Origin of the sequence: Pseudomonas sputi, assembly GCF_021603585.1 — a bacterium.
GTDB lineage: Bacteria > Pseudomonadota > Gammaproteobacteria > Pseudomonadales > Pseudomonadaceae > Aquipseudomonas > Aquipseudomonas sputi.
In genome coordinates this window covers 1-23,515 of sequence record NZ_BQHI01000036.1, presented here as the reverse complement: position 1 = coordinate 23,515, position 23,515 = coordinate 1, and the positions used below count along the sequence as shown (strand labels likewise).

At 62.4% G+C, this 23,515-nt stretch carries 11 protein-coding genes; 6 read left to right on the top strand and 5 right to left on the bottom strand.

Annotation, left to right across the window (positions count from 1 at the left end):
- Window positions 1-187 precede the first annotated feature (187 nt).
- From L6D81_RS27100 to dsbG, 4 genes are all read left to right on the top strand, one after another.
- A complete protein-coding gene (locus L6D81_RS27100) occupies window positions 188-871 on the top strand; it encodes a hypothetical protein (protein WP_236182662.1) in 684 nt (227 codons plus the stop codon).
- 124 nt (window positions 872-995) lie between these two features.
- The gene (dsbD, locus tag L6D81_RS27095) at window positions 996-2,726 is read left to right on the top strand and encodes a protein-disulfide reductase DsbD (protein WP_236182661.1); all 1,731 of its coding nucleotides are present in this window, start codon (window positions 996-998) and stop codon (window positions 2,724-2,726) included.
- Window positions 2,726-3,601, top strand: coding sequence for a TlpA disulfide reductase family protein (locus L6D81_RS27090; protein WP_236182660.1), 876 nt, complete (start codon window positions 2,726-2,728; stop codon window positions 3,599-3,601). Before dsbD ends, L6D81_RS27090 begins: the two co-directional genes overlap by 1 nt.
- Entirely contained in the window at window positions 3,577-4,347 is a 771-nt protein-coding gene (dsbG, locus tag L6D81_RS27085; protein ID WP_236182659.1) for a thiol:disulfide interchange protein DsbG, read from the top strand. The genes L6D81_RS27090 and dsbG overlap by 25 nt, the downstream gene beginning before the upstream one ends.
- A gap of 31 nt (window positions 4,348-4,378) precedes the next feature.
- Here dsbG and L6D81_RS27080 read toward each other — a convergent pair whose 3' ends face one another.
- Both L6D81_RS27080 and L6D81_RS27075 read right to left on the bottom strand, forming a co-directional pair.
- Window positions 4,379-5,191 (bottom strand): alpha/beta fold hydrolase, encoded by an 813-nt coding sequence (locus L6D81_RS27080; protein WP_236182658.1) that lies wholly within the window; start codon window positions 5,189-5,191, stop codon window positions 4,379-4,381.
- A 148-nt stretch (window positions 5,192-5,339) separates the two neighbouring features.
- Window positions 5,340-18,341 carry a non-ribosomal peptide synthetase gene (locus L6D81_RS27075; RefSeq protein WP_236182657.1) on the bottom strand — a complete coding sequence of 4,334 codons (13,002 nt, stop codon included), beginning with the start codon at window positions 18,339-18,341 and terminating at the stop codon, window positions 5,340-5,342.
- Window positions 18,342-18,720: 379 nt separating this feature from the next.
- On the opposite strand from L6D81_RS27075, the gene L6D81_RS27070 reads away from it, so the two are divergent.
- Complete coding sequence (locus L6D81_RS27070; protein WP_236182656.1) at window positions 18,721-19,275, top strand: RNA polymerase factor sigma-70; 555 nt, start codon at window positions 18,721-18,723, stop codon at window positions 19,273-19,275.
- A gap of 71 nt (window positions 19,276-19,346) precedes the next feature.
- Here L6D81_RS27070 and L6D81_RS27065 read toward each other — a convergent pair whose 3' ends face one another.
- The 3 genes from L6D81_RS27065 to L6D81_RS27055 form a co-directional block, all read right to left on the bottom strand.
- Window positions 19,347-20,360: a GNAT family N-acetyltransferase gene (locus L6D81_RS27065; RefSeq protein ID WP_236182655.1), complete on the bottom strand. Its 1,014-nt coding sequence runs from the start codon at window positions 20,358-20,360 to the stop codon at window positions 19,347-19,349.
- An 87-nt stretch (window positions 20,361-20,447) separates the two neighbouring features.
- Entirely contained in the window at window positions 20,448-21,245 is a 798-nt protein-coding gene (locus L6D81_RS27060; RefSeq protein WP_236182654.1) for a substrate-binding periplasmic protein, read from the bottom strand.
- Between the two features lie 91 nt (window positions 21,246-21,336).
- Window positions 21,337-21,960, bottom strand: a complete 624-nt coding sequence (locus L6D81_RS27055; protein WP_236182653.1) for a TetR/AcrR family transcriptional regulator — start codon at window positions 21,958-21,960, stop codon at window positions 21,337-21,339.
- 194 nt (window positions 21,961-22,154) lie between these two features.
- On the opposite strand from L6D81_RS27055, the gene L6D81_RS27050 reads away from it, so the two are divergent.
- Window positions 22,155-23,515, top strand: a 1,361-nt coding sequence (locus L6D81_RS27050) for an acyclic terpene utilization AtuA family protein (protein ID WP_236182652.1), incomplete at its 3' end; no start/stop codon positions are given.

Sequence of the window (23,515 nt, the reverse complement as noted above, 5' to 3'; positions counted from 1 at the left end):
ACAACCCAATATAAATCACAATGAAAATTATCAAATCGAAACACATACAACCTAAAACCATATTTTAAAAACACTTCCAACTCGCTACTGTACGCCCATCGAAACAACCGTTCGATACATCAACCAACAACAACTAACAAACCTATCAATAATCAAACAACCGCTATTAGCCAAAAGGAAAATGAACATGACAAAAATCAATAGTCTGGTCGCCGTCGACTGGCGCACAGGGCCCGACGCCATTATTTTCTTCTTCAAACAATACGAGGCCTTTTGCCGATTCGGCATTGGTGACAACAAGGTTGAAGGGAGTGTCAAACTAATGGGGGTGGACTGGCGCAACCTGGAGATAGAGACCAAAGACCTTTGCTTTGGATTCACCACCACCGGCTTCGGATTCAATGCCCCTGACTCTCTCTGGCTCTTTTACTATCGCGATGGCACCCCATGGGTATGTGAGTATTACCAGAAGCAAGAACAAGTTAAATCCAGAACCACCGTTGCCCAATCACGCTGGGCCAAACTGCTTCCCTGGTTTGACAGGATTATCGGTGTCATGTGGCAAGGTACTACTTCGACCACGGATGAGTATTGGGTACTTTTGAAAGATGAAAACTATCTCGTCTTCGATACATTCTCTGGCGAACTTCAGATCAAACCACTTGAAGGCTCTCCCTGGTCTGAGATTAACGATTATTATCAGGGTCGCATGATCACTGCGGTGCTTAATGATCGCTCCGCATTTGATCGTTACTTCTATATCTTCCTAACCGACAACCAATACCTGAGGTATGAACAGAACGCGAAAGAGCTGTTCGGTCCGTACGACATCGATGAGGATTCCTGGCCAGGTCTGCCAAAATACTTGTAACGTGCTGGAGACGATCGCAGTCGAATCGAATTCTCCTCACAAAACACCCGCAGAGAGCGGTTAATCATTGGTTAATCGCCGCCGCCCATTGTGCCCCTCAATTGCACAGGGACAAGGCTCCTCCATGCGTCATTTTTTTCTGTTTTTTGCATTGCTGATTTCGAGTCTGGCCCAGGCGGGAAATGATCCCTTCGCTTCAAAACCGGAGTTTCTGCCGGTCGACAAAGCGTTCGTGCTGACCTCGGAACGTCTGGATTCCGGTGAAACCCAGCTGTTCTGGCAAATCGCCGACGGTTATTACCTGTATCAGAAACGTCTGAAGTTCGACGGGCTGGCGGCGCAAAATGTCCCGGCCCTGCCCGAAGGCGAGTCCCACAGCGACGAGTATTTCGGTGAGCAACCGGTTTATCGCCAGGGTCTGGAACTGAAGATTCCGGCACCCGCCACGGGCCAGATAAAGGTCAGTTATCAGGGCTGCGCCGACGCCGGTCTTTGCTATCCACCACAGACCCGAGTGATCGACCTCGGCGGCAAAGCCGCAGCAACGACCGATGAAGCAGCGGATCAGGCACTGGCCAGCGGCCTGCAACAGCACTCGCTGGGCTGGAGTCTGCTGGTGTTCTTCGGTCTCGGTCTGCTGCTGGCGTTTGCGCCGTGCTCGTTGCCGATGCTGCCGATTCTGGCGGGCATGGTGGTCGGCAGCGGCGCCACGCCGCGTCGGGGTTTTGCGCTGGCCGGCAGTTATGTGGTGTGCATGGCCCTGGTGTATGCGGCGATGGGTGTCATTGCCGCGCTGCTGGGTGCCAACCTGCAGGCGTGGTTGCAGAACCCGTGGCTGCTCGGGACGTTCGCGGCAGTGTTTGTGGTTCTGGCGCTGCCGATGTTCGGCTTCTTCGAGCTGCAATTGCCGGTGGCCCTGCGGGATCGACTGGAACACGCCTCGCGCAGTCAACGCGGTGGCAGTCTGGTCGGCGCGGGCGTATTGGGTGCGTTGTCCGGTCTGCTGGTCGGCCCGTGCATGACCGCACCGCTGGCCGGCGCCCTGCTCTACATCGCGCAAAGCGGCAACGCGCTGCACGGCGGTTTGATCCTGTTTGCCCTGGGCATCGGCATCGGCGTACCGCTGCTGTTGCTGGTAACGGTCGGCAATCGCTTCCTGCCCAAACCCGGCGCGTGGATGAATCTGCTCAAGGGCGTGTTCGGCTTCCTGTTCCTCGCCACCGCGCTGCTGATGCTGCGTCCGGTGCTGGAGCCGTCGCTGTGGCTGGGTCTGTGCGGCGCGCTGCTGTTGATCGCCGCTTACAGCGCCTGGAAACAGTCCGAGGGCTTTGGTCGCGTCGCACAATTGTTCGGTGCCGGTTCGCTGTTGCTGGGCCTGTGGGGCAGTCTGCTGGTGGTCGGTGCAGCGGGCGGCAGTGACGATCCGTATCAGCCGTTGCAGGTGTACAGCGCCGGACGCGTCGGATCTGCGGCGCCCAGCGGCCACGAAGCCTTCACGACGATCAAGGATCCCGCCGCCCTGCAACGCGAGCTCGACGCCGCCAAAGCACAGGGCCAGTGGGTGCTGCTCGATTACTACGCCGATTGGTGTGTGTCGTGCAAAGTCATGGAGAAGCAGGTGTTCGGCCAGATGCGGGTGATGCAGGCTCTGAGCGATGTGCGCTTGCTCCGACTCGACGTCACCGCCGACAATGCCGCCAGCCGCGAACTGCTCGGCCGTTACAAAGTGCCGGGGCCACCGAGTTTCGTGTGGATCGGCGCCGACGGTGAAGAGCGCCGCAGCCAGCGCATCACCGGCGAGGTCGATGCCGATACTTTCCTGCAACGCTGGACCACCACCCGAGACGCCCGTTAATGCTGACCTTCACACTCGGCACCTTTGCCATCGCCCTCAACCACCTGCTGCTGATCAGTGCGCTGGCACTGGCGACCTTCGTCGGCTGGCGGGTGGCCAAGCGCGGCGGTGACAATCCCGAGTCGGTGCTGTTCAGCCTGTTTCTGCTCGGCATGCTGGCCGCGCGCATTGCGTTTGTCGCTGTGTACTGGGGCCACTATCGCAACGATCCGTGGCAGATCATCGACCTGCGAGACGGTGGCTTTCTCGCCTGGCCGGGGGTGATCGTGTTGTTGCTCGCGGCGCTGTATCGCGGCTGGCGCCGACCGGGTTTGCGTCGACCGCTGGGTTTCGGCGTGGTCAGTGGTGTGGCGTTCTGGGTGCTGGCGAGCCTGTCGCTGAACATCTACGAGCAGGGCACACGCCTGCCGGACATCACCCTGCGCAACGCCGCCGGAGAAACCGTGAAACTCACCGACTATCAGGGCGGGCCGCTGGTGATCAACCTGTGGGCCACCTGGTGCCCGCCGTGCCGCCGGGAAATGCCGGTGCTGGAAAACGCCCAGCAACAACGCCCGGACCTGACGTTCCTGTTCGTCAACCAGGCCGAAAGCATGCAAAGCGTTGCCACGTTTCTCGAAACCCAGGGCTTGAGCCTGAACAACGTGCTGTTCGACCGCAGTGGACGCCTCGGCCAGGCCGTGGGCTCCATGGCCCTGCCGACTACGCTGTTCTATAGCCCGGACGGTCGCTTGCTGAGCAGCCATCTGGGCGAGTTGTCGAACGCCAGCCTGGCCCGCGCCCTGGAAAACTTCGACATCCCCAATCCGAATACGAACGCCGCACCGGCCACCTCTGCAAGGAAACTGCCATGCCCCGCCTCCGCCATCTGCTGACGCTGACTCTGGGCACCGCCCTGCTGCAACTGCCGTCAGTACAGGCCGCTGAAGAACTGCCCGAAGCGATCAAGAAAATCGAAGCCAAGGGCGCCAAGATCGTCGGCCAGTTCGACGCGCCGGACGGCCTGCGCGGTTACGCCGCGCAATACCAGAACCGCGGCATGGCGCTGTACCTGACGCCGGACGGCAAGCACGTGCTGCTGGGCAATCTGTACGACGCCGACGGCAATGACCTGAGCAGCGCGCCGCTGCAAAAACTGGTCTACGCGCCGATGGCCAAGGAAGTCTGGGCCAAGTTCGAGGCCAGCAACTGGATTCAGGACGGCAACAAGGATGCACCGCGCACCGTGTACCTGTTCAGCGATCCGAACTGCCCGTACTGCAACATGTTCTGGGAACAGGCCCGCCCCTGGGTCAAGGCCGGCAAGGTGCAGCTACGACACATCATGGTCGGCATCATCCGCGAAGACAGCCCGGCCAAAGCCGCCGCCCTGCTCGCCGCCAAAGACCCGAGCAAAGCCCTGGAAGATCACGAGAAGGCCGGCAAGGCCAGCACCCTCAAGGCCTTGAAGGACATTCCAGTTGCCGTGCAGACCAGACTCGCGGCCAACATGCAGTTGATGGAAGACCTGGAGTTGCAGGCTACTCCGGCGATCTTCTACATGGACGACAAGGGCGAACTGCAACAACAGCAAGGCGCGCCGACGCCGGACAAACTGGCGAAGATTCTCGGCCCGAAATAAAAAACGCCCACGCAATGCGTGGGCGTTTTCGTTACTTCATCTGCGCCAGAAACTTCAGCAGCGTGTCGGTCACAAACAACGGATTCTCCAGATTGGAGATATGCCCCGCCTCCGGCACCAGCACACACGGGCAACCAATCAACTCGGCCATTTCCCGCGCTTCCGACGGCGGGCGTGGTTTGTCCTGATCGCCGCAGACCACCAGCGTGGTGGCCGCATTCAGCTCGCCCAGACGCGGCAACAGATCATCACGGCCAAAGGTGATGCGTCCCATCGGCACGATGCTTTCGCGCAGGCGTTCGGCTGAATAGCCGGCGAGTTTTGCGCGGAAATCCTGATACAGCGCCGACGCCCGATCGATGCCCGGGCGGAAGAAGATCGGCACCACGATATCCAGCAGTTGCTCGGAGATCCCGCCGCTTTCCTCGATCTGTTTGAACAGCGAGAAATAGTACTGGCGGGTCGGCTCCGGCTCGACGCCGACGTAAGTGTCCATCAGTACCATACCGTTGAGCCGTTGTGGCGCCGACAGTGCCAGGCGCACGCCCCACATGCCGCCGACCGACAGCCCGACCAGCGTGACCCGGTCGATGTCCAGATGATCGAGCAAGGCCTGTGCCTGACGGGCGATGTCGTCCAGCGAAGTAGTGCCTTGCGGCAAACGACCGGATTCACCATGGCCCCACAGATCCAGGGCAATCACCCGATAGTTCGCCGACAACGCTGCGATTTGCGGGGCCCACATGGCCTGGTCCCACAGGTAGCTGCCGGCCAGCAGCACCGCCGGGCCCGTGCCTTGATCAATGTAGTGAAGCGCCTGTCCGTCAACCGTGAAAAAAGGCATGGATAACCCCCGAGGCAAAGAAACTGGAGCACGAAGACTGAGCGGGCGCGCCTCGGCCGTCAATGATATGAAAGGATTACAAAGCCCGATCTGCGACAACGGCCACAGCGAAACTCAAGTTTCGGTAGCCATTGTCGCGGGCTGTGCTTTACAGCCCCTCCAGCTCCGCCATCAGATCATTCAACCGATCAACCTTCTCCTCGGTAATGTCACTGGCCGCCAGTCCTTCGATGTACCCGGCCAGTTCCTCCACCGTGCTGCACTCGAACATCGCTCGCAGCGGCACGTCCCGCTGCAGGGCTTTCTGCACCCGCGAGGCGATCTGCGTGGCGAGCAGCGAATGGCCGCCGAGTTCGAAGAAGTTGTCGCGGACCCCGACCTTCTCGACCTTCAGCACCTCGGCCCAGATATCGGCCAGGGTCTGCTCCAGCTCGCTGCGCGGCGCCAGGTAGTCCTGGCTCTGCAACTGGCCAATCTCCAGCGCCGGCAAGGCCTTGCGGTCGAGTTTGCCGTTGGCGTTGAGCGGCAACCGGTCGAGCCACAACCAGTGCAGCGGCACCATGTATTCCGGCAGTTCGGCGCGCAGGCGCTGCTTGATCCGCTCCAGGCGTTCGCTCTGATTCAGTGCAGAATCTGCGGCGACCAGATAGCCGACCAGATGCTTGCCATTGACCCCTTCCTGCACGCCGACCGCGCCGTCACGGACTTCCGGTTGTTCATGCAGACGCGCCTCGATTTCACCCAGCTCGATCCGGTAACCGCGGATCTTCACCTGATGGTCAACCCGGCCGACGTACTCCAGCACGCCGTCACTGCGACGGCGCGCCAGGTCACCGGTGCGATACAGCCGCTCACCCGGCGCGCCGAACGGATTGGGCACGAACACCGGCGCGGTGCGCAGCGGATCGCTGACATAACCACGACCGACCCCGGTGCCGGCCACGCACAACTCGCCCACCGCACCCAGCGGCACCAGATCCAGCGCGCCATCCAGCAGATAGAGCAAGTTGTTGTCGGTCGGCGTACCGATCGGCAGGTAACTGCCGCGAGTCGAGGCCAGGTCGACGCGGAAGAACGCCACGTCGTCCGAGCACTCCGCCGGGCCATAGGCGTTGACCAGACCGATCTCCGGATAACGCAGCAGCCATTGGTGCGCCAGTTCCGGCGGCATGGCTTCACCGGTCGGCAACATCCAGCGCAGACCGTCGAGGCTCAGGCGATCCGAGGCGAGCATGCCCTGAATCAACGACGGCACGCTCTCCAGCACGGTGATGCCCTGCTGCTGCACATGCACCAGCAAGCCTTGCGGATCGTGGGCGATGGTGTTCGGCACGATGTCCACCCGCGCCCCGAACAGCGGCGCGGCGAGGAACTGCCAGACCGAGATGTCGAAGCTTTGCGAAGCGGTCTGGGCGATCACATCGGCGTCGCTCAGGTTCAGGTACGGCACCTTGCTCAACTGGTTGTTGAGCATGCCGCGCTGCTCGACCATCACGCCTTTGGGCAACCCGGTGGAGCCCGAGGTGTAGATCACGTAGGCGAGGTTGTCCGGCTCGCTGAAGATCCCCGGATTCGTCGACGACACCGCGCCCGCCTGAACCTCCTCCCACACCAGCAAGCGTGGGCGGTTGGCGCAGCTGAATTCATCCAGCAAGGTCGTGGCCTGTTCACGGCAAGCCTCGGTGCACACCAGCACCGGCGTGCGGCTGAGTTCGATGATGCGTTGCAGACGCTGGCTCGGCAGGCCCGGGTCCAGCGGCAGGTAACCGGCACCGGCCTTGAAGCTGCCGATGATCATACCCAACAGATCAAGGTTACGGTCGCCCAGCAGCGCCACCGGTTGATCCATCTGTACCCCGGCCGCGACCAGTGCATGACCGAGACGGTTGGCGTTCTGGTTCAACTCGGCATAGCTCAACTGCTGATCGAGGCAACTGGCGGCGATGCGTTGCGGATGCGCGGCGACCTGCGCTTCGAACAGCTCGACGTAGCTCTGCTCCAGCGGGTAGTCGTGTTCACTCTGGTTGCAGCCGTGGAGCAGGAAGTCCTGCTCATCAAAGCCCAGCAGCGGCAGGTCGGCCATGTCGCCATGGAAACCCTCGACCAGCGCCAGCAACAGACGCTTGAACTCGCCGAGCATGCGCTCGATGGTCGACTCGTCGAAGTAGCGCTGGTCGTAAGACAGGTGCAGCCCCAGGTCATCCCCCGGATAGCACACAGCAGTCAGCGGGAAGTTGGTGTGAGTACGGCCCGAGTCCGAGGTCGCGTTGAGGCTCTGCGCACGGTCCAGCACGGAAACTTCCACCGGGGCGTTTTCGAACACGAACAGGCTGTCGAACAGCGGCTGGCCTTTCGGCAGTTCGCTCTGTTCCTGAATGTTCACCAGCGGCAGGTATTCGTACTCGCGCAGCTGCATGTTGCTGTCGAGCAGAGCGCTCAACCACTGGCGCACGCTGACACGCTGATCGTCGTCCGGAATCCGCACCCGCAGCGCGATGCTGTTGATGAACAAACCGACAGTGCGTTGCATCTGCGGCATCTCCACCGGACGACCGGCCACGGTCACGCCGAACAGCACGTCGTGATCACCGCTCAAGCGCCGCAGCACCAGCGCCCACGCCGCCTGGGCGAAGGTGTTGATGGTCAGTTGATGGGCCTGGGCCAGTTCGCGCAGGCGGGCGCCGTCCTCGACATTCAGTCGGGTGTAGCGGTCACCGACGATCATGCCGCCACTTTCACCGGCGTGTTCACGCAAGAATGGACGGTCGCTCGGGATCGGCGTGGTGCGCTCGAAGCCTTGCAGGTTCTGCTGCCACCACTGGCGCGCTTCGGCCAGACTCTGACGTTGCAGCCAGCCGATGTAATCGCGGTAGCGTGGCGGCACTGCCAGTTGCGCTTCGCGACCTTCGCCCAGCGCGGTGTAGATCTCGAAGAAATCATTCATCAGCAACGAGCGGCACCAGGCATCGATCAGGATGTGGTGGTTGCTCATCATGAACCAGTAACGCGCCGCGCCGACCTTGATCAGGCGCAGGTGGAACGGTGCCTGATTGAGCAGATCGAACCCGGCCTCGCGTTCGGCCTTGAGCAGCGCTTGCAGCTTCGGCTCCTGCTCGGTTTCGGCGATGGCGCTCCAGTCCAGGTACTCGATCGGCGTACGACCCGGTGTGTGGATCACTTGCAGCATGTCTTCGCCGACGTTCCAGCAGAACGACGCACGCAGCGCTTCATGACGGGCGACCACCGCTTGCCACGCCTGGGCGAAACGCTCGGGGGCCAGTTCGCTGTTGATGCGGTAGCGATCCTGCATGTAGTACAGACCGGTGCCCGGCTCAAGCAAGGTGTGCAGCAGCATGCCTTCCTGCATCGGCGTCAGCGGGTACACGTCTTCGATATGCGCCGCCGGCACCGGCAGTGCGTCGAGTTGCGCCTGGGTCAGTTTCGCCAGCGGAAAGTCCGACGGCGTCAGACCGCCGGCCCCGTCTTGCAGGCAATGTTCGATCAGGCTCTGCAACTCGCCGACGTAGGCATCGGCCAGCTCGTTGATCGTCTGCGCGTCGTAGCGTTCGGCGCTGAAGGTCCAGCGCAGCAGCAGTTCCCCGCCGTACACCTGACTGTCGACACTCAATTCGTTCGGCAGCGGTGCGTGCGGATCGTGGGCGGCTCCGACCGATTCATCCAGCGGACGGAACAGCGCATCGCTGCCGAAGCTTTGGTCGAACTGGCCAAGGTAGTTGAAGGTGATCGGCGCGTTCGGCAACGCTGCCATGCTCTGCCGGCTGGCGTCATCGGCCAGATAACGCAGCACGCCATAACCGAGGCCTTTGTGCGGCACGGCGCGCAGTTGTTCCTTGATCGCCTTGATCGAAGCGCCCTGCCCCGCGGTCTCTTCGACGTTGTGCGGGGTCAGGCGCAGCGGGTAAGCGCTGGTGAACCAGCCGACGGTGCGGGTCAGGTCAATCTCGTCGAACAGGGTTTCGCGGCCGTGGCCTTCCAGTTGAATCAGCGCCGACGGCTGACCGCTCCAGCGGCACAGCACGCGGGCCAACGCGGTCAGCAACAGGTCGTTGACCTGCGTGCGGTAAGCACTCGGTACCTGTTGCAGCAGTTGCTGGGTGCACTCGGCATCCAGACGCACGCTGACGGTTTGCGCATGCCGGTTCTCGCGACCGCCCTCGGGACGTTCGCACGGCAAATCGGCATTCGGGCCGGCCAGTTGCGCCTGCCACCAGCTCAGCTCTTCACGCAGGGATTCGCTGCCGGCGTAAGCCTGCAAGCGCGCTGCCCAGTCCTTGAAGGCGCTGGTTTTCGCCGGCAGTTTCACCGACTGATCGGCGTCGAGCTGGCGATACACGGTTTGCAGATCATCCAGCAGCACGCGCCACGACACACCGTCGACCACCAGGTGATGAATCGCGATGAACAGCCGTTGCTGAGCGTCCGGCCCATCGACCAAAACTGCACGCAACAGCGGACCCTGGGCAAGGTCGAGGCTGCGCTGGGCATCGGCGAACAGTGCGGCGCACTTGTCCATCGACGGCACGCGGACTTGCCACAGCACGGCGGCATCGGTCACCGGTTGATGGGTTGCCAGCCATTCGCCGTTGACCTCGCTGAAGCGCAGACGCAGGGCGTCATGCTGCTCGATCACTGCCAACAGTGCTCGCTCCAGACAATGCGGTTCCAGCGCCACCGTCGGCTCCAGCAGCAACGCCTGGTTCCAGTGCTGACGCTCGGCAATTTCGGTGTCGAAGAACCAGTGCTGGATCGGCGTCAGACGCGATTCGCCGGACACCAGACCTTGCTCGGCGGTCACGGTTTCACTGCGGCTGGCAACAGCGGCCAGGGTCTGCACGGTCTGGTGCTGGAACAGGTCGCGCGGGCTGAAGTGAATGCCTTGCTGGCGCGCGCGGCTGACCAGTTGTATCGACAGGATCGAGTCGCCGCCCAGTTCGAAGAAGTTGTCGTTCAGACCGACCTGCTCGACGTTGAGCACCTCGCACCAGATCTGCGCCAGGGTCTGTTCCAGCTCGTTGCTCGGCGCCACGTAATCCTGACGATTGAGCTCCGGATCCGGCGCCGGCAAGGCGCGGCGGTCGAGCTTGCCGTTGGCAGTCAGCGGCATGCTCGCCAGCAGAATCAGATGGTTCGGCACCATGTAGTCCGGCAATTGCGCCTTCAGGTGCGCCTTCAGGGCTTCGCGCAGTTCGGCCTGCTCGGCTTCGCTTCGCGAAGCGACCTCGGTCACGAGATAGCCGACCAGTTGCTTGCCGCTCGGCGCATCCAGCGCCAGCACCACCGCTTCGCGGATCGAGACGTGCTCGAGCAGGCGGGTTTCGATCTCGCCCAGCTCGATCCGGAAACCACGGATCTTCACCTGATGGTCGATCCGTCCCAGGTATTCCACCAGACCGTCGGCGCGCTGGCGCACCAGGTCGCCGGTGCGATACATGCGCCCGCCATCGGCGGCAAACGGGTCGGCGACAAAGCGTTCGGCGGTGATGCCCGCACGCTCGTGATAACCCAGCGCCAGGCCGGCACCGCCGACGAACAATTCACCGGTCGCGCCTTGCGGCACCAGCGCCAGATCGGCGTCGAGAATGTAGGCCACGCGATCACCGATCACACTGCCGATCGGCACACTGCCGGCGCCCTCCGCCAACACTTCAGGCGCCAGACTGGCCAGCGGCATGACCACGGTTTCGGTCGGGCCGTAGGCGTTGAAGAACAGGCTCGGTTTGAACGCCGCGCGAATCCGTTGCAGGTGCTCGCCGGTCAGTGCTTCGCCACCGGTGATGATCATCCGCACCGGCAGGCTGTCGTTTTGTGTCGCGAGAAACTGCGCCAACTGGCTGCCGTAGCTCGGGGTGAAACCGAGAATATTGATCCGATGTTCGCGGATCAGCCCGCAGATTTGTTCCGCGTCCCACTGACCCTGCGCACGCAGCACCACCTGCGCACCGCTGAGCAGCGGCACCAGCAGACGCTCGGTGGCGGCGTCGAAGTTGATCGAATAAAAGTGCAGTTCGCAGTCGTCCGGGCGCATGCCGAAGCGTTCGATCACAGCCTGACAGTGCATGGCAATTTCACCATGGGACACCACCACACCTTTCGGCTTGCCGGTGGAACCCGAGGTGTAAATCAGATACGCCTGATGCTGCGGCAGGCTGATGAATGGCAGCTCGGTTGCCGGGTAATCGGCCAGCGCCGCGCTGTCATCTTCCAGGCACCAGCGCGCCACGTTCGACGGCAGTTCGCCGAGGGCCTTGAACATCGCCCGGTCGCTGAGCAGCAGGCCGACGCCGCTGTCTTCGATCATGTAATGCAGACGGTCGAGCGGGTATTCCGGGTCCAGCGGCACGTAGGCGCCGCCGGCCTTGAGGATCGCCAGCAGGCCGACGACCATTTCCAGCGAACGCTCCAGCGCCAGACCGACCCGCACTTGCGGGCCGACACCGCGTTCACGCAGGGCCCAGGCCAGACGATTGGCGCGGACATCGAGTTCGGCGTAGCTCAGAGTCTGCCCGGCAAAGGTCAGGGCCGGCGCATCTTTACGCGCCAGCGCCTGCTCGGCGAACAGGTGATGGATGCACTGATCGAGACGACGCTCGCCCGGCTCGACACCGAGGCTGTCGAGCAATTGCTGTTGTTCCGGCGCATCGAGCAGCGGCAGTTCGCTGAGACGCTGCTGCGGGTCGGCGATCAGCGCTTCCAGCAGGTTGCGCCAATGTTTGGCCATGCGCGCAATCGTCGGCTCGTCGAACAGATCGGTGCTGTAAGTCAGGCAGCAACCGAGGCGATGGTCGAGGTCGGTGACTTCCAGGTTGAGGTCGAACTTGGTCGCCCGTGCATCGTTGGCCAGGTACTCGACGGTCATGCCGGCGAGCCTGCGGCTCTGCTGGAATTCCCAGCGCTGCACGTTGCACATCACCTGAAACAGCGGGTTGTACGCGGCACTGCGCGGAGGTTGCAGGGCTTCAACCAAATGATCGAACGGCAGGTCCTGATGGGACTGGCCTTCGATCACGGTGTGGCGCACCTGCTCGAACAATTCGCCGACCGACATCTGGCCGTCGAGCTGGCAACGCAGCACCTGGGTGTTGAGGAACGCCCCGATCAGCCCTTCGCTTTCCGGGCGGATACGGTTGGCCACCGGCGCGCCGATGCGCAGATCGGTCTGGCCGCTGTAGCGGTAAAGCAAGGTCGCGAGGGCGGCGGTCATGGTCATGAACAGGGTCAGACCGTTCTGCGCGTTGAACGCCCGAACCCGTGCGGCGAGATCGTCGCTCAGGTCGAAACGGAACAGTTCTCCCTGATGACTTTGCACCGGTGGACGCGGACGGTCGCCCGGCAATTCCAGCAGCGGATGTTCGCGGCCCAGTTGCGCGGTCCAGTAGTCGAGCTGACGCTGACGCTCGCCGGACTCCAGCCAGTGGCGCTGCCACACGCTGTAGTCGAGGTATTGCACCGGCAGCGGCTCCAGCGGCGATTCGCGGTCGTCGACAAATGCTTCGTACAGCGCGCTGAGTTCCCGGGCAAAAATGTCCATCGCCCAGCCTTCGGTGACGATGTGGTGCAGGGTCAGAACAAAGTAATGCTCCTGCTCGGCGGTCTTGACCAGACAGGCGCGCAGCAGCGGGCCGGTCTCCAGATCGAACGGCAGGTGCGCTTCATCGTCGGCCAGTTGCTGGACGTTCTGCTCACGCACATCGGCGGCGAATTTCGAGAAGTCCTTCCAGTCCATGCGCACGCCGGTCTCGGCATGCACCTGCTGACGGGCCACGCCGTCGATACTCGGGAACGTGGTGCGCAGGGTTTCGTGACGCAGGATCAGCGCTTGCAGCGCCGCTTCGAAACGCCCGACATCCAGCACGCCACGCAGGCGCGCCATGCCACCAACGTTGTACGCCGGGCTGTCGGGTTCCATCTGCCAGAGGAACCACATGCGTTGTTGGGAATAGGACAGCGGCACCGGTTGGCTGCGATCAACCTTGTCGATCGGCGGCTGTTGGTTGGTGCGGCCGCTGGCCTGGATCTGGCGGATCTGCTCGGCGAAATCACCGAGTTCGCTGTGCTCGAACAAGGCGCGCAACGGCAGTTCGACGTCACAGGCCTGCCGGGTGCGGGAGATGATTTGCGTGGCCAGCAGCGAATGGCCGCCGAGGGCGAAGAAGTCGTCGCGCAGGCCGACTTGTTTCAGGCCCAGCACTTCGCGCCAGATCGCGGCGATCTGCTGCTCCAGCTCGGTGACCGGCTCGACGTGTTCACGCACCTGCCATTGCGGCTCGGGCAAGGCGCGGCGGTCGAGTTTGCCGCTCGGGCTCAGGGGCATGGCGTCCAGGCGCATCAGTTGCGCCGGGACCATGTATTCCGGCAGCTCGGCAGCCAGTGCGGTTTTCAGGCGAGCGATTTGCGCGTCCTGATCTTCATTGGCGTCGGTGGCAGTGAAGTAGCCGATCAGTTGCGGACCGGCGCCGGTTTCACGCACCAGCACGGCGACCTGGGCTACGCCGTCCTGGGCCAGCAGACGGGCTTCGATCTCTTGCGGCTCGACGCGGAAGCCGCGCAGTTTGACCTGCTGATCGAGACGGCCGAGGTATTCGATCACACCCTCGTCGGTCCAGCGCGCACGGTCACCGGTGCGGTACAGACGCGCGCCCTGCTCGCCCAGCGGATCGACCACAAAGCGGTCGGCCGTCAGCGCCGGACGGCCGAGGTAGCCACGAGCCAGGCCGATGCCGCTGATGCACAGCTCACCCGGCACACCGGCCGGCACAGGATTGAGATCGCTGTCGAGCACGCGGCAAACGACGTTGCCCAGCGGACGGCCAATCGGCGAACGCTCGCCATCCGCCACGGAGCAGTGCCAGTGGGTGACGTTGATCGCGGTTTCGGTCGGGCCATAACGGTTGTGCAGTTGCACCGCCGGCAGTTGCGCCAGCACGCGGTTGCGCAATTCCGCCGGCAGCGCTTCACCGCCGGAGAACACCCGACGCAGGCGGGTGCATTCGGCGCTCAAGGGTTCGTCGATAAACAGCGAAAGCAGCGGCGGCACGAAGTGCAGCGTGGTCACGCCGTACTGTTGCACCAGCTGCGCGATGCGATGCGGATCGCGATGTTCGCCGGGGCCGGCGATCAGCAGGCGCGCACCGGTGATCAGCGGCCAGAAGCATTCCCACACCGACACGTCGAAACTGATCGGCGCCTTTTGCATCAGCACGTCGGTGTCGTTCAGGCGATAAGTGTTCTGCATCCATTGCAGACGTTCGGCCAACGCCGCATGCGTGTTGCCCACGCCTTTCGGCTGGCCGGTGGAACCGGAGGTGTAAATCACGTAGGCAAGGTTGTCGCCGTGCAGGTGCAGACCCGGCGCCTGGCTCGGCCAGTTCTCCAGGTGCAGGGTGTCCATGGCGATCACGCTGACGCCTTCGCTGGCCGGCAAGCGGTCAAGCAATGCAGTCTGGGTCAGCAGCAGTCCGACGCCGCTGTCGCTGAGCATGTAGGCCAGACGATCAGCCGGGTAATCCGGGTCCAGCGGCACGTAGGCGCCACCGGCCTTGATGATCGCCAGCAGGCCGATCAGCAGTTGCGGCGAACGCTCGGCGGCGATGGCCACGCACACATCCGGGCCGACGCCCTTGTCGCGCAGGTAATGGGCCAGACGGTTGGCCTGGGCGTGCAGTTCGGCGAAATCGAGGTTGCCGCCGTCCCACACCAGTGCGGTGCGATCAGGCGTCTGCCGTGCCTGTTCATTCAGCAATTGCGGCAGCCATTGTTGGGCCGGGGTGCACGGGGCGATGCTCCATTCGCTTTGCTGCGTGTTCTCGGCAGCGGTCAGCAGTTGCAGCTCGCCGATGGTTTGTTCCGGACGTTCGCAGACTGCACGCAACAGGTTGCTGAAATGCTCGGCCAGACGCTCGATGGTTGCAGCGTCGAACAGCTCATCGGCATAGTCGAAGGACAGCGTCAGACGCCCGTTGCGGTCTTCTTCACTGTGCAGTTGCAGATCGAACTTGGCCTCGCGGCTGTGCCACGGCAGTTCTTCGGCGAGCAGGCCCGGCAGACGTTTGAGCGCACTCAAGTCGCGCTGCTGGTGGTTGAACATCACCTGAAACAGGCCTTGTTCGCGGGCCTGCGGGAAAGCTTCGAGCAGTTGTTCGAACGGCAGGTCCTGATTCGCCTGAGCGCCGAGTGCCGCCTGACGGGTTTGCGCCAGCAGTTCGGTGAACGGCAGTCGCGAATCGACGTCGGCACGCAGCACCTGGGTGTTGATGAAGAAGCCGATCAGGCCCTGGGTTTCCAGGCGCGGACGGTTGGCGTTGGGTACGCCGATGCGGATGTCGCGCTGACCGCTGTAGCGATGCAGCAGGCTCTGGAACGCCGAGAGCAACAGCATGAATGGCGTGGATTGATGGGCTTGGGCGGTCTGGCGAATGGCGTCGCTGAGGCTGATTCCCAGGCGAACGCTGTGGCGTGCGGCGCTGTGCTTTTGCTTGGCAGCGCGTGGATGATCGGTCGCCAGCTCCAGAGTCGGATGCTCATCCCCCAGTTGCGCTTTCCAGTACGCCAATTGCCGCTCGCCTTCGCCTTGCGCCAGCCATTGGCGCTGCCAGCTGCCGTAGTCGGCGTATTGGCTTGGCAGCGCTGCGAGTTCGGTGCGCTGGCCTTGGGACGCGGCGGCGTAAAGACGCGAGAACTCGTCGATCAGCACGTTCAGCGACCAGCCGTCGGCGATGATGTGGTGCATCGTCACCAGCAACTGGTGATCCTCGTCATCGAGGCGAACCAGCGTCACCCATAGCAGCGGGCCTTGCTCCAGGTCGAACTGAGTGCGGGCTTCGTCTTCACGGATCTGTTGTGCGCGGGCTTCCCGTTCGCGGGCCGGCAGGTCGCTGATGTCGATCAGTTGCAGGTTGAACTCGCCCGCCGCCTCGACCTGTTGCAGGGCCACGCCGTCGCGTTCGAAGAAGCGCGTGCGCAGGGATTCGTGGCGCTCGATCAGTTGCTGGAAACTGACGCACAGAGCGTCCTGGTCCAGTTCGCCACGCAGGCGCACGGCACCGGGAATGTTGTAGGCGCTGCTGTGCGGATCGAGTTGCCAGGTGATCCACAAGCGGTTTTGCGCCAGCGACTGCGGCAGTGCTTCGTTGCGCGACAACACAGTGATTTCGCCCTGGGCGCTGCCGCCGTCCTCTTGCTGTTGTGCCACGGCGGTGGCGAATGCGGACAGGGTCGGTGCTTCGAACAGCAGGCGCAGGTTCAGCTCCAGGCTCAGCGCTTCGCGGACCTTGGCAATCACTTGGGCGGCGGCGATCGAGTTGCCGCCGAGCAGGAAGAAGTGATCGTCGGCGTTGACCTGTTTGACGTTGAGTTGCTCGGCCCAGATGTTGCCGATCAACGCTTCCAGTTCCGAGGCGGACGCCGTCGAGTCCTGAGCGGTTTCAGCGGTGGCCGACGGAAACACCGCGTAGCTGTCGAGGCTGCCGTCGGCCAGACGATTGCGGCAGGCCGAACGTTGCAGTTTGCCGCTGGAAGTCTTCGGCAATGCGCCCGGATTGAGCAGCACCACCACGCTCGGTGCTTCCTGATAAGCCTCGGCCACCGCTTGGCGGATGGCTTTGATCAATGCCTCGGGCGGGAGGATTTTCTGCACGCTGCGGCTGATTTCCGCCGCGATGCCGATGCCTTCTTCGCCATGCTGATGGACCGCGAACGCCGCAACGCGGCCCTTGCGCACCACCTCCACTTCGTTCTCGACCGTCTTTTCGAGATCCTGCGGGTAGAGGTTGTGACCGCGCACGATCAGCATGTCTTTCAGGCGTCCGGTGATGAACAGTTCACCGTCGCGAATAAAGCCCAGGTCACCGGTGCGCAGCCAGGTCTGGCCGGCGTGCTGGACGAAGGTCCTGGCGCTGGCCTCGGGATTGCGCCAGTAGCCGAGGGCGATGCTCGGGCCGGCGGCCCAGACTTCACCGACGGCGTTGTCGGCCAGTTCTTCAAGCGTGTTCGGCTCAACGATCAGCACCGCATGTTCCGGTTGGCTGATGCCGCAGCTCATGATCGAGCTGCCCTCGCCCGGCTCGGCGCGGTTTTGCGCCAGGGCCTGATCGTCGACGCGCAGTGCGGGAATGCCTGTGCCGCGCGGTGTGCCGGCGACGAACAGGGTCGCTTCGGCCAGACCGTAGGACGCCATGAAACTGCTTTCGCTGAAACCGCACGCGGTGAATTTCTCGGCGAAGCGCTCGAGGGTGTCGAGGCGAATCGGCTCGGAACCGGAATAGGCGACGCGCCAACGGCTCAGGTCAAGACGCTCCAGCGCCGATTCGCTGACCCGCTCGCTGCACAGACGATAAGCGAAGTCCGGCCCGCCGCTGATGGTGCCGCCGTACTGGCTGATCGCTTCGAGCCAGCGCAACGGCCGGCCGAGGAAATACGCCGGCGACATCAGAATGCACGGCACGCCACTGAAGATCGGTTGCAGCAGACCGCCGATCAGGCCCATGTCGTGGTACAGCGGCAGCCAGCTGACGATCACGTCGTCGGGGTTTACGTCGATACCGAAACCGTAGCGGATCAGCAGTTCGTTGGCCACCAGATTGCCGTGGCTGACCTGCACACCTTTGGGCAGCGCGGTGGAACCGGAGGTGTATTGCAGGAAGGCGATGTGGTCTGGCGGCAAGGCCGGCTCGACCCAGCGTTCGGCCAGCGCAGCGTCGAGGGTATCGACGCACAACAGCGGCGGCGCGCTGTCGATTTGCTGCAAGGCCTCGCGCAGATCGGCGCTGGTCAGCAGCAGGCGCGGCTCGGCGTCGGCGATGATCGACAGCAGGCGTTCCTGATGGTGACGCTTGGCCGATTCCGGCGGGTAGGCCGGCACCGCGATCACGCCCGCGTACAGGCAACCGAAGAACGCTGCGACGTAATCCGGGCCGCTGGGAAACAGCAATACCGCGCGATCACCGAATCCGGCCTCGGCCTGCAACGCGGCGGCAATGGTGCGCGCGCGTTGATCGAGTTCGCGATAACTGAGCACCACAGCCTGTTCCTCGGTTTCGGCGAGAAAGCGCAAGGCCAGCCGATCCGGCGTCAGGGCCGCGCGGCGCTGAAGGGCTTGGACCAGGGTGCTGGGGAGTTCGAACGCGTCGGTCATGAGGTTTCCTGCCTGAATTCGGCTTACTGGTGGAATCGGGTTGGCGGCGGCATGCCCGTGCAAGGCATGCGGGACACGGTCTTCGCCGACCGTGCAAGGCACTGGAATGCTGCAGATCCGGGTCTGCGCGCCCGGATCCATTCACCAATGAGAACGGATGGCGTCTTGAAATAATTAGTCGGCAGGCTGGATCGCCAACAGGGCTGGGTGCTTGGGCAAGTGCGGCAGCGTGTCGCAGTTCTCAGATCGCACTGTTATGGATCATTAGTTCTCTTTCTCAATTGACAATCATTATCATTCAACATAATTTGTCGCTCGATGTGTAGGACGACCCGCCCCTCAGGCGTCCCACTAACCTATTGGCAGCAAGGTGATTTCCATGACGGAACAAGTATCCACAAGCAGGTGCGATTCACCGCTACTTCAGGCATTCGTCGACAATCGACTGATTCTGGTCAAGATTGCAGCCCGCATTACCGGCTGCCGGTCACGCGCCGAAGACGTGGTGCAGGATGCGTTCTTCCGACTGCAATCGGCACCGCCGATCACGTCGTCGATCAAGGCCCAGCTGAGTTATCTGTTCCAGATCGTGCGCAACCTGGCGATCGATCACTACCGCAAACAGGCGCTGGAGCAGAAGTACGCCGGCCCCGAGGAGGAAGGGTTGAACGTGGTCATTCAGGGCGCTTCGCCGGAAACCTCACACATCAACTTCTCGACCCTGGAACACATTGCCGATGCGCTGACCGAGCTGCCCAGCCGCACCCGCTATGCGTTCGAGATGTACCGCCTGCACGGCGTGCCGCAGAAGGACATCGCCAAGGAACTCGGCGTTTCGCCGACCCTGGTCAACTTCATGATTCGCGATGCGCTGGTGCATTGCCGCAAGGTGTCCGGCAGCCGCGCCGATGCGGTGACCGCAAACCGTCGCTGAGCCAAAGCAGCGCAAAAAAAAGATCGCAGCCTTCGTTGAAGGGCTGCGATCTTTTTTGTTTCAGCGAGAAATCACACCAGTTTGCAGCGATCAAAAAACCGCTCGCGCCCCAGGATCATCAGCGCCGCGCGCTTGTGCGGGAAGTCGAATTCCTTTTCGCAGTGGAAGCACTGGTTGTGCATGTGGCCGATCATCTTCGCGTTGTCGGCACGCGGTTCGGCGACGACACGCTGAGTGCGCGGATCATCCAGAAACAGGTAGTGCACCAGCGCCGACAGCCAGCTCGCCACTTTGTGCGGGCCGCGATGATTTTCTTCCCCGACCAGCATGTGAATGCCGCGATCGTAATTGTCGGCGTCATAGAACGGCGCGATGCGATCTTCCTTGGCCCAATAGGCTTCGAAATAGGCGAACGGCTGGTCGTCGAAACAACCGATCAACGTCAGCGTATGCGGATCGGCGTCGAGTTTGCTCAGGTACTCGCGATGCTGTTCGAGGCTGCCCTCTTCCTGCCAGAAACTGGCGACTCGCGGACTGTTCTGCCAGCGATTGAAGCGCGCCAGATCCTGCTCGATCTCCACTGTTCGCAAAGAGATCCAGGCACCGAGACGCGCATCGAAACGCCGATAAACCTCGCCACGCGGTTTGACCGGTCGCAGCGGATGACGCTTGCCGTTGCTGATGACCATCTGCTGCGGATAACTGCCCGTCAGCGAAGTGCCCAGCCACGGTTGCGGCAGTTGCCAGAACAGCGTGCGTTCACAGCAATATTCACCCGCCACTTCAGTGGCCACCAGCAAACCGCTGAGCAAGGCTTCGGTTGGCGATTGATCCAGTTGCCAGATCAATTGCTGACACGCCGGATCACGGGCAAACAGCCAATAACAGGCCGCCCACAGCGCCTGACCGGGTGGCAGCGCATAGCGTTCATCGATCTGGATCGGCCCCCGGCCTTCACGGTCGAGGCGCAGGCGAATCAGCGGTTGCCCGTCCAGGCTCAGGCTCAGACGGCTTTCGGTGGCATCGGCTACCAGTTGGCTGCCCGAGGGCAGGGCCAGGGCAGTCAGGTCATTCAGATTGGACATGGGTCGGGCTCACGATAATCGTCGACAGTTCAACGATGGGACGTGAGCCGGAGCGGGAAATTTAGGCCGAACGCGAAAAACCGCCGATCACTGATGCGGCACTGGCAACACGGCAATCTTGTACGGATCGAAGATCTTCAGCATCTGCCCGTTGTCGCGCAGCCCTTGCAGCAGTTTGCCGAACGCTTCGCCGGTGATCGGTGCCTTCGGACTGAGAATCGCGTAGTGGTGGTAGATCTGGTCGATGCGTTGCGACACCAGCAACTCGTCGCGCACCTTTTCGTTGCGCAGCAGGTAATCAAACAGATACGAACGGGTCACCAACGCAACGTCCGCTCGCCCGCGCAAGACCATCAACAGGTTGCTGTCGTGGGAATAGGTCAGCGTGGCGCTGTAGGTTTCAGCGAGGTACTTGGGATCGGCATTGAAATTGGCGAATTCGTAGTGATAGCCGCTGTACAGCGCCAGCCGTTTACCCTTGAGATCGGCGAAGTAATTCTGCTGGCGACCGGGCTTGTTCTGCGCGACGAAAATTTCTGCGTCCTCAAGCCCCATATCGACGGTGGTGTGGGGAATGTCTTTCCAGCCCCACTCCGGGTTTTCGAAGATCGCCATGTCGGTGCGGCCATCCTTGAAATCGCCGAACCGGCGAGGAATCGAGGTGGGCACCAGTTCGAAACGATAGTCGCTCTGGGCGCTGTTCAAGGCCGCGACGAGTTCCGGCAGCAGACCGGTGTCCGCGCCGTTTTCCGGGCGAATGGTGTAAGGCGGAAAATGCGCCGCGCCTACCCGAATCACTTGCGCTGCCGGAGCAGGCAATACCCATAATGCAGCCAGCGCTGCGAGCATCAGCCCGGCGGCCGTCCGAATTGGCGAAGACTTCAAAACACCCCACTCCCCGAAAAAATACCAATCATTGCATTCAAGCTAGGCGGTTTCGCCAAGTTAGCCAGTTTCCCGACCCGATAGAAAGCGCCTAGCGCTCTTCGAGCACCAGAATCAGCGCCTCTTCGGCCAGTTGATCCAGGCTCAGGCTACCGCCGGCACGGAACCAGGTGGTGGTCCAGGACAGCGCGCCCGTGAGAAAACGTCGGGTAATGAACACGTCGCCCCGGATGAACCCCGCCTCCTTGGCCTCGCCCAGCACTTGCAGCCAGAGGTCTTCGTAGATGTCCCGCAGCGCCAGCACTTTGGCCTGACCGTCCTCGGACAGCGAGCGCCATTCATACACCAGCACCGCCATCGCCTCGCCACTGCCGCCCATGATCGACTGCAATTCGCAGCGGATCAGCGCCAACACCCGCTCGCGCACATCGGCCGCGTCAGCCAGGGCCGCACGCATCAGCGCGGTGTTATAGCGGATGGTTTCTTCCATCACTGCGCGCAGGATTTCATCCTTGCTCTTGAAGTGATGAAAGATGCTGCCGGACTGGATGCCCACGGCACCGGCCAGATCGCGCACCGTGGTGCGCTCGTAGCCCTTGTTGCGGAACAGGTGGGCCGCCACTTGCAGCAATTTGCCGCGAGCGCTGTCCGGATCGGTCAACTGGCCGGCATCGACCAGTTCACGCATGACCTTCAGGGCTTTTTGCTCGTCCACCCGTTCTCTCCTACAGTCGATCAGTCAAATGCACCGTACGCCGCAGAAACGGCGGGGTTGCGCCGGCAATTTAAGCCGCTGGCGATGACCAAGCAAGCGCTTGGGCAGAAGATAATTCCGGGCGTTTACAAACCAAGCGCTTGCTTGGTAGTCTCGACGCACTTCTGTCACAGGTTCCTGAGTCGGAGATCAAAATGCCCACCACGGTTCGCATCGGATGCGCCAGCGCATTCTGGGGAGACACCTCGACCGCCGCCGCGCAGCTTGTGGCCGCAGGACAGCTGGATTATCTGGTCTTCGACTACCTGGCCGAAATAACCATGTCGATCATGGCCGGCGCGCGCATGAAGGATGCGCAGGCCGGATTTGCCGCAGACTTCATCGAAGTCCTCACGCCTCTGTTGCCACAACTGGCCGAACAAAACATTCGCGTCATCAGCAATGCCGGCGGGGTCAATCCCAAGGCCTGCGCCGCCGCCCTGCAAGCAGCCTGCGACAAGGCCGGCGTATCGCTGAAAATCGCCGTGCTGTCGGGCGATGACCTGCAACCCCACTTCAAACAACTCGCCACCCAGGGCATCACCGAAATGTTCAGCGGCGCCCCGCTGCCTCCGATGTGCGTGTCGACCAATGCCTACCTCGGTGCACCGGGCATCGTCGAAGCCTTGCGCCTGGGGGCTGACATCGTCATCACTGGCCGGGTGGTCGACAGCGCCGTGGTCAGCGCAGCCCTGGTGCATGAATTCGGCTGGTCCTGGCACGACTACGACAAACTCGCACAAGCCGCCCTGGCCGGGCACATCATCGAATGTGGCGCGCAGTGCACCGGCGGTAACTTCACCGACTGGCGCGACGTACCGGACTACGAACACATCGGTTTCCCGATCGTCGAGGTCAACGCCGATGGTCAGTTCATCGTCAGCAAACCCGAAGGCTCCGGCGGACTGGTCACGCCGCTGACCGTTGGCGAACAGATGCTCTACGAAATCGGCGATCCGCAGGCTTATCTGTTGCCCGATGTGGTCTGCGATTTCAGTCAGGTCAAACTCCAGCAACAAGGCAAGAACGCCGTGCGGGTCCACGGCGCCAAAGGCTTGCCACCCAGCGGCCAATACAAGGTCAGCGCCACGTATCCGGACGGTTTCCGTTGCACCGCCAGTTGCCTGATCGCCGGCATCGATGCCGTGGAAAAAGCCCGGCGCGTCAGTCAGGCGATCCTCGACAAAACCTCGGAAATGCTCGAACACAATGGCTTGGGACCGTACACCGAAACCGATGTCGAACTGCTCGGCAGCGAAGCCACCTACGGCCCTCACGGCCAGCGCCGCGACAGCCGTGAAGTGGTGATCAAGCTCGCCGTGCGCCACCCGAGCAAACAGGCGCTGATCCTGTTTTCCCGGGAGATCGCCCAGGCCGCGACCGGCATGGCGCCGGGGCTGACCGGTATCGTCGGCGGACGGCCGACGGTGTATCCGCTGATCCGGCTGTTCTCGTTTCTGATCGACAAAAGCGCCTGCACATTGCAGATCGACATCGCTGGCGAATCTCATCCGTT

Bases quoted from the DNA above. Each gene is read 5' to 3' on its own strand.
- L6D81_RS27100 (WP_236182662.1), top strand. From the start codon at position 188: ATGACAAAAATCAATAGTCTGGTCGCCGTCGACTGGCGCACAGGGCCC.
- dsbD (WP_236182661.1), top strand. From the start codon at position 996: ATGCGTCATTTTTTTCTGTTTTTTGCATTGCTGATTTCGAGTCTGGCC.
- L6D81_RS27090 (WP_236182660.1), top strand. From the start codon at position 2,726: ATGCTGACCTTCACACTCGGCACCTTTGCCATCGCCCTCAACCACCTG.
- dsbG (WP_236182659.1), top strand. From the start codon at position 3,577: ATGCCCCGCCTCCGCCATCTGCTGACGCTGACTCTGGGCACCGCCCTG.
- L6D81_RS27080 (WP_236182658.1), bottom strand. From the start codon at position 5,191: ATGCCTTTTTTCACGGTTGACGGACAGGCGCTTCACTACATTGATCAA.
- L6D81_RS27075 (WP_236182657.1), bottom strand. From the start codon at position 18,341: ATGACCGACGCGTTCGAACTCCCCAGCACCCTGGTCCAAGCCCTTCAG.
- L6D81_RS27070 (WP_236182656.1), top strand. From the start codon at position 18,721: ATGACGGAACAAGTATCCACAAGCAGGTGCGATTCACCGCTACTTCAG.
- L6D81_RS27065 (WP_236182655.1), bottom strand. From the start codon at position 20,360: ATGTCCAATCTGAATGACCTGACTGCCCTGGCCCTGCCCTCGGGCAGC.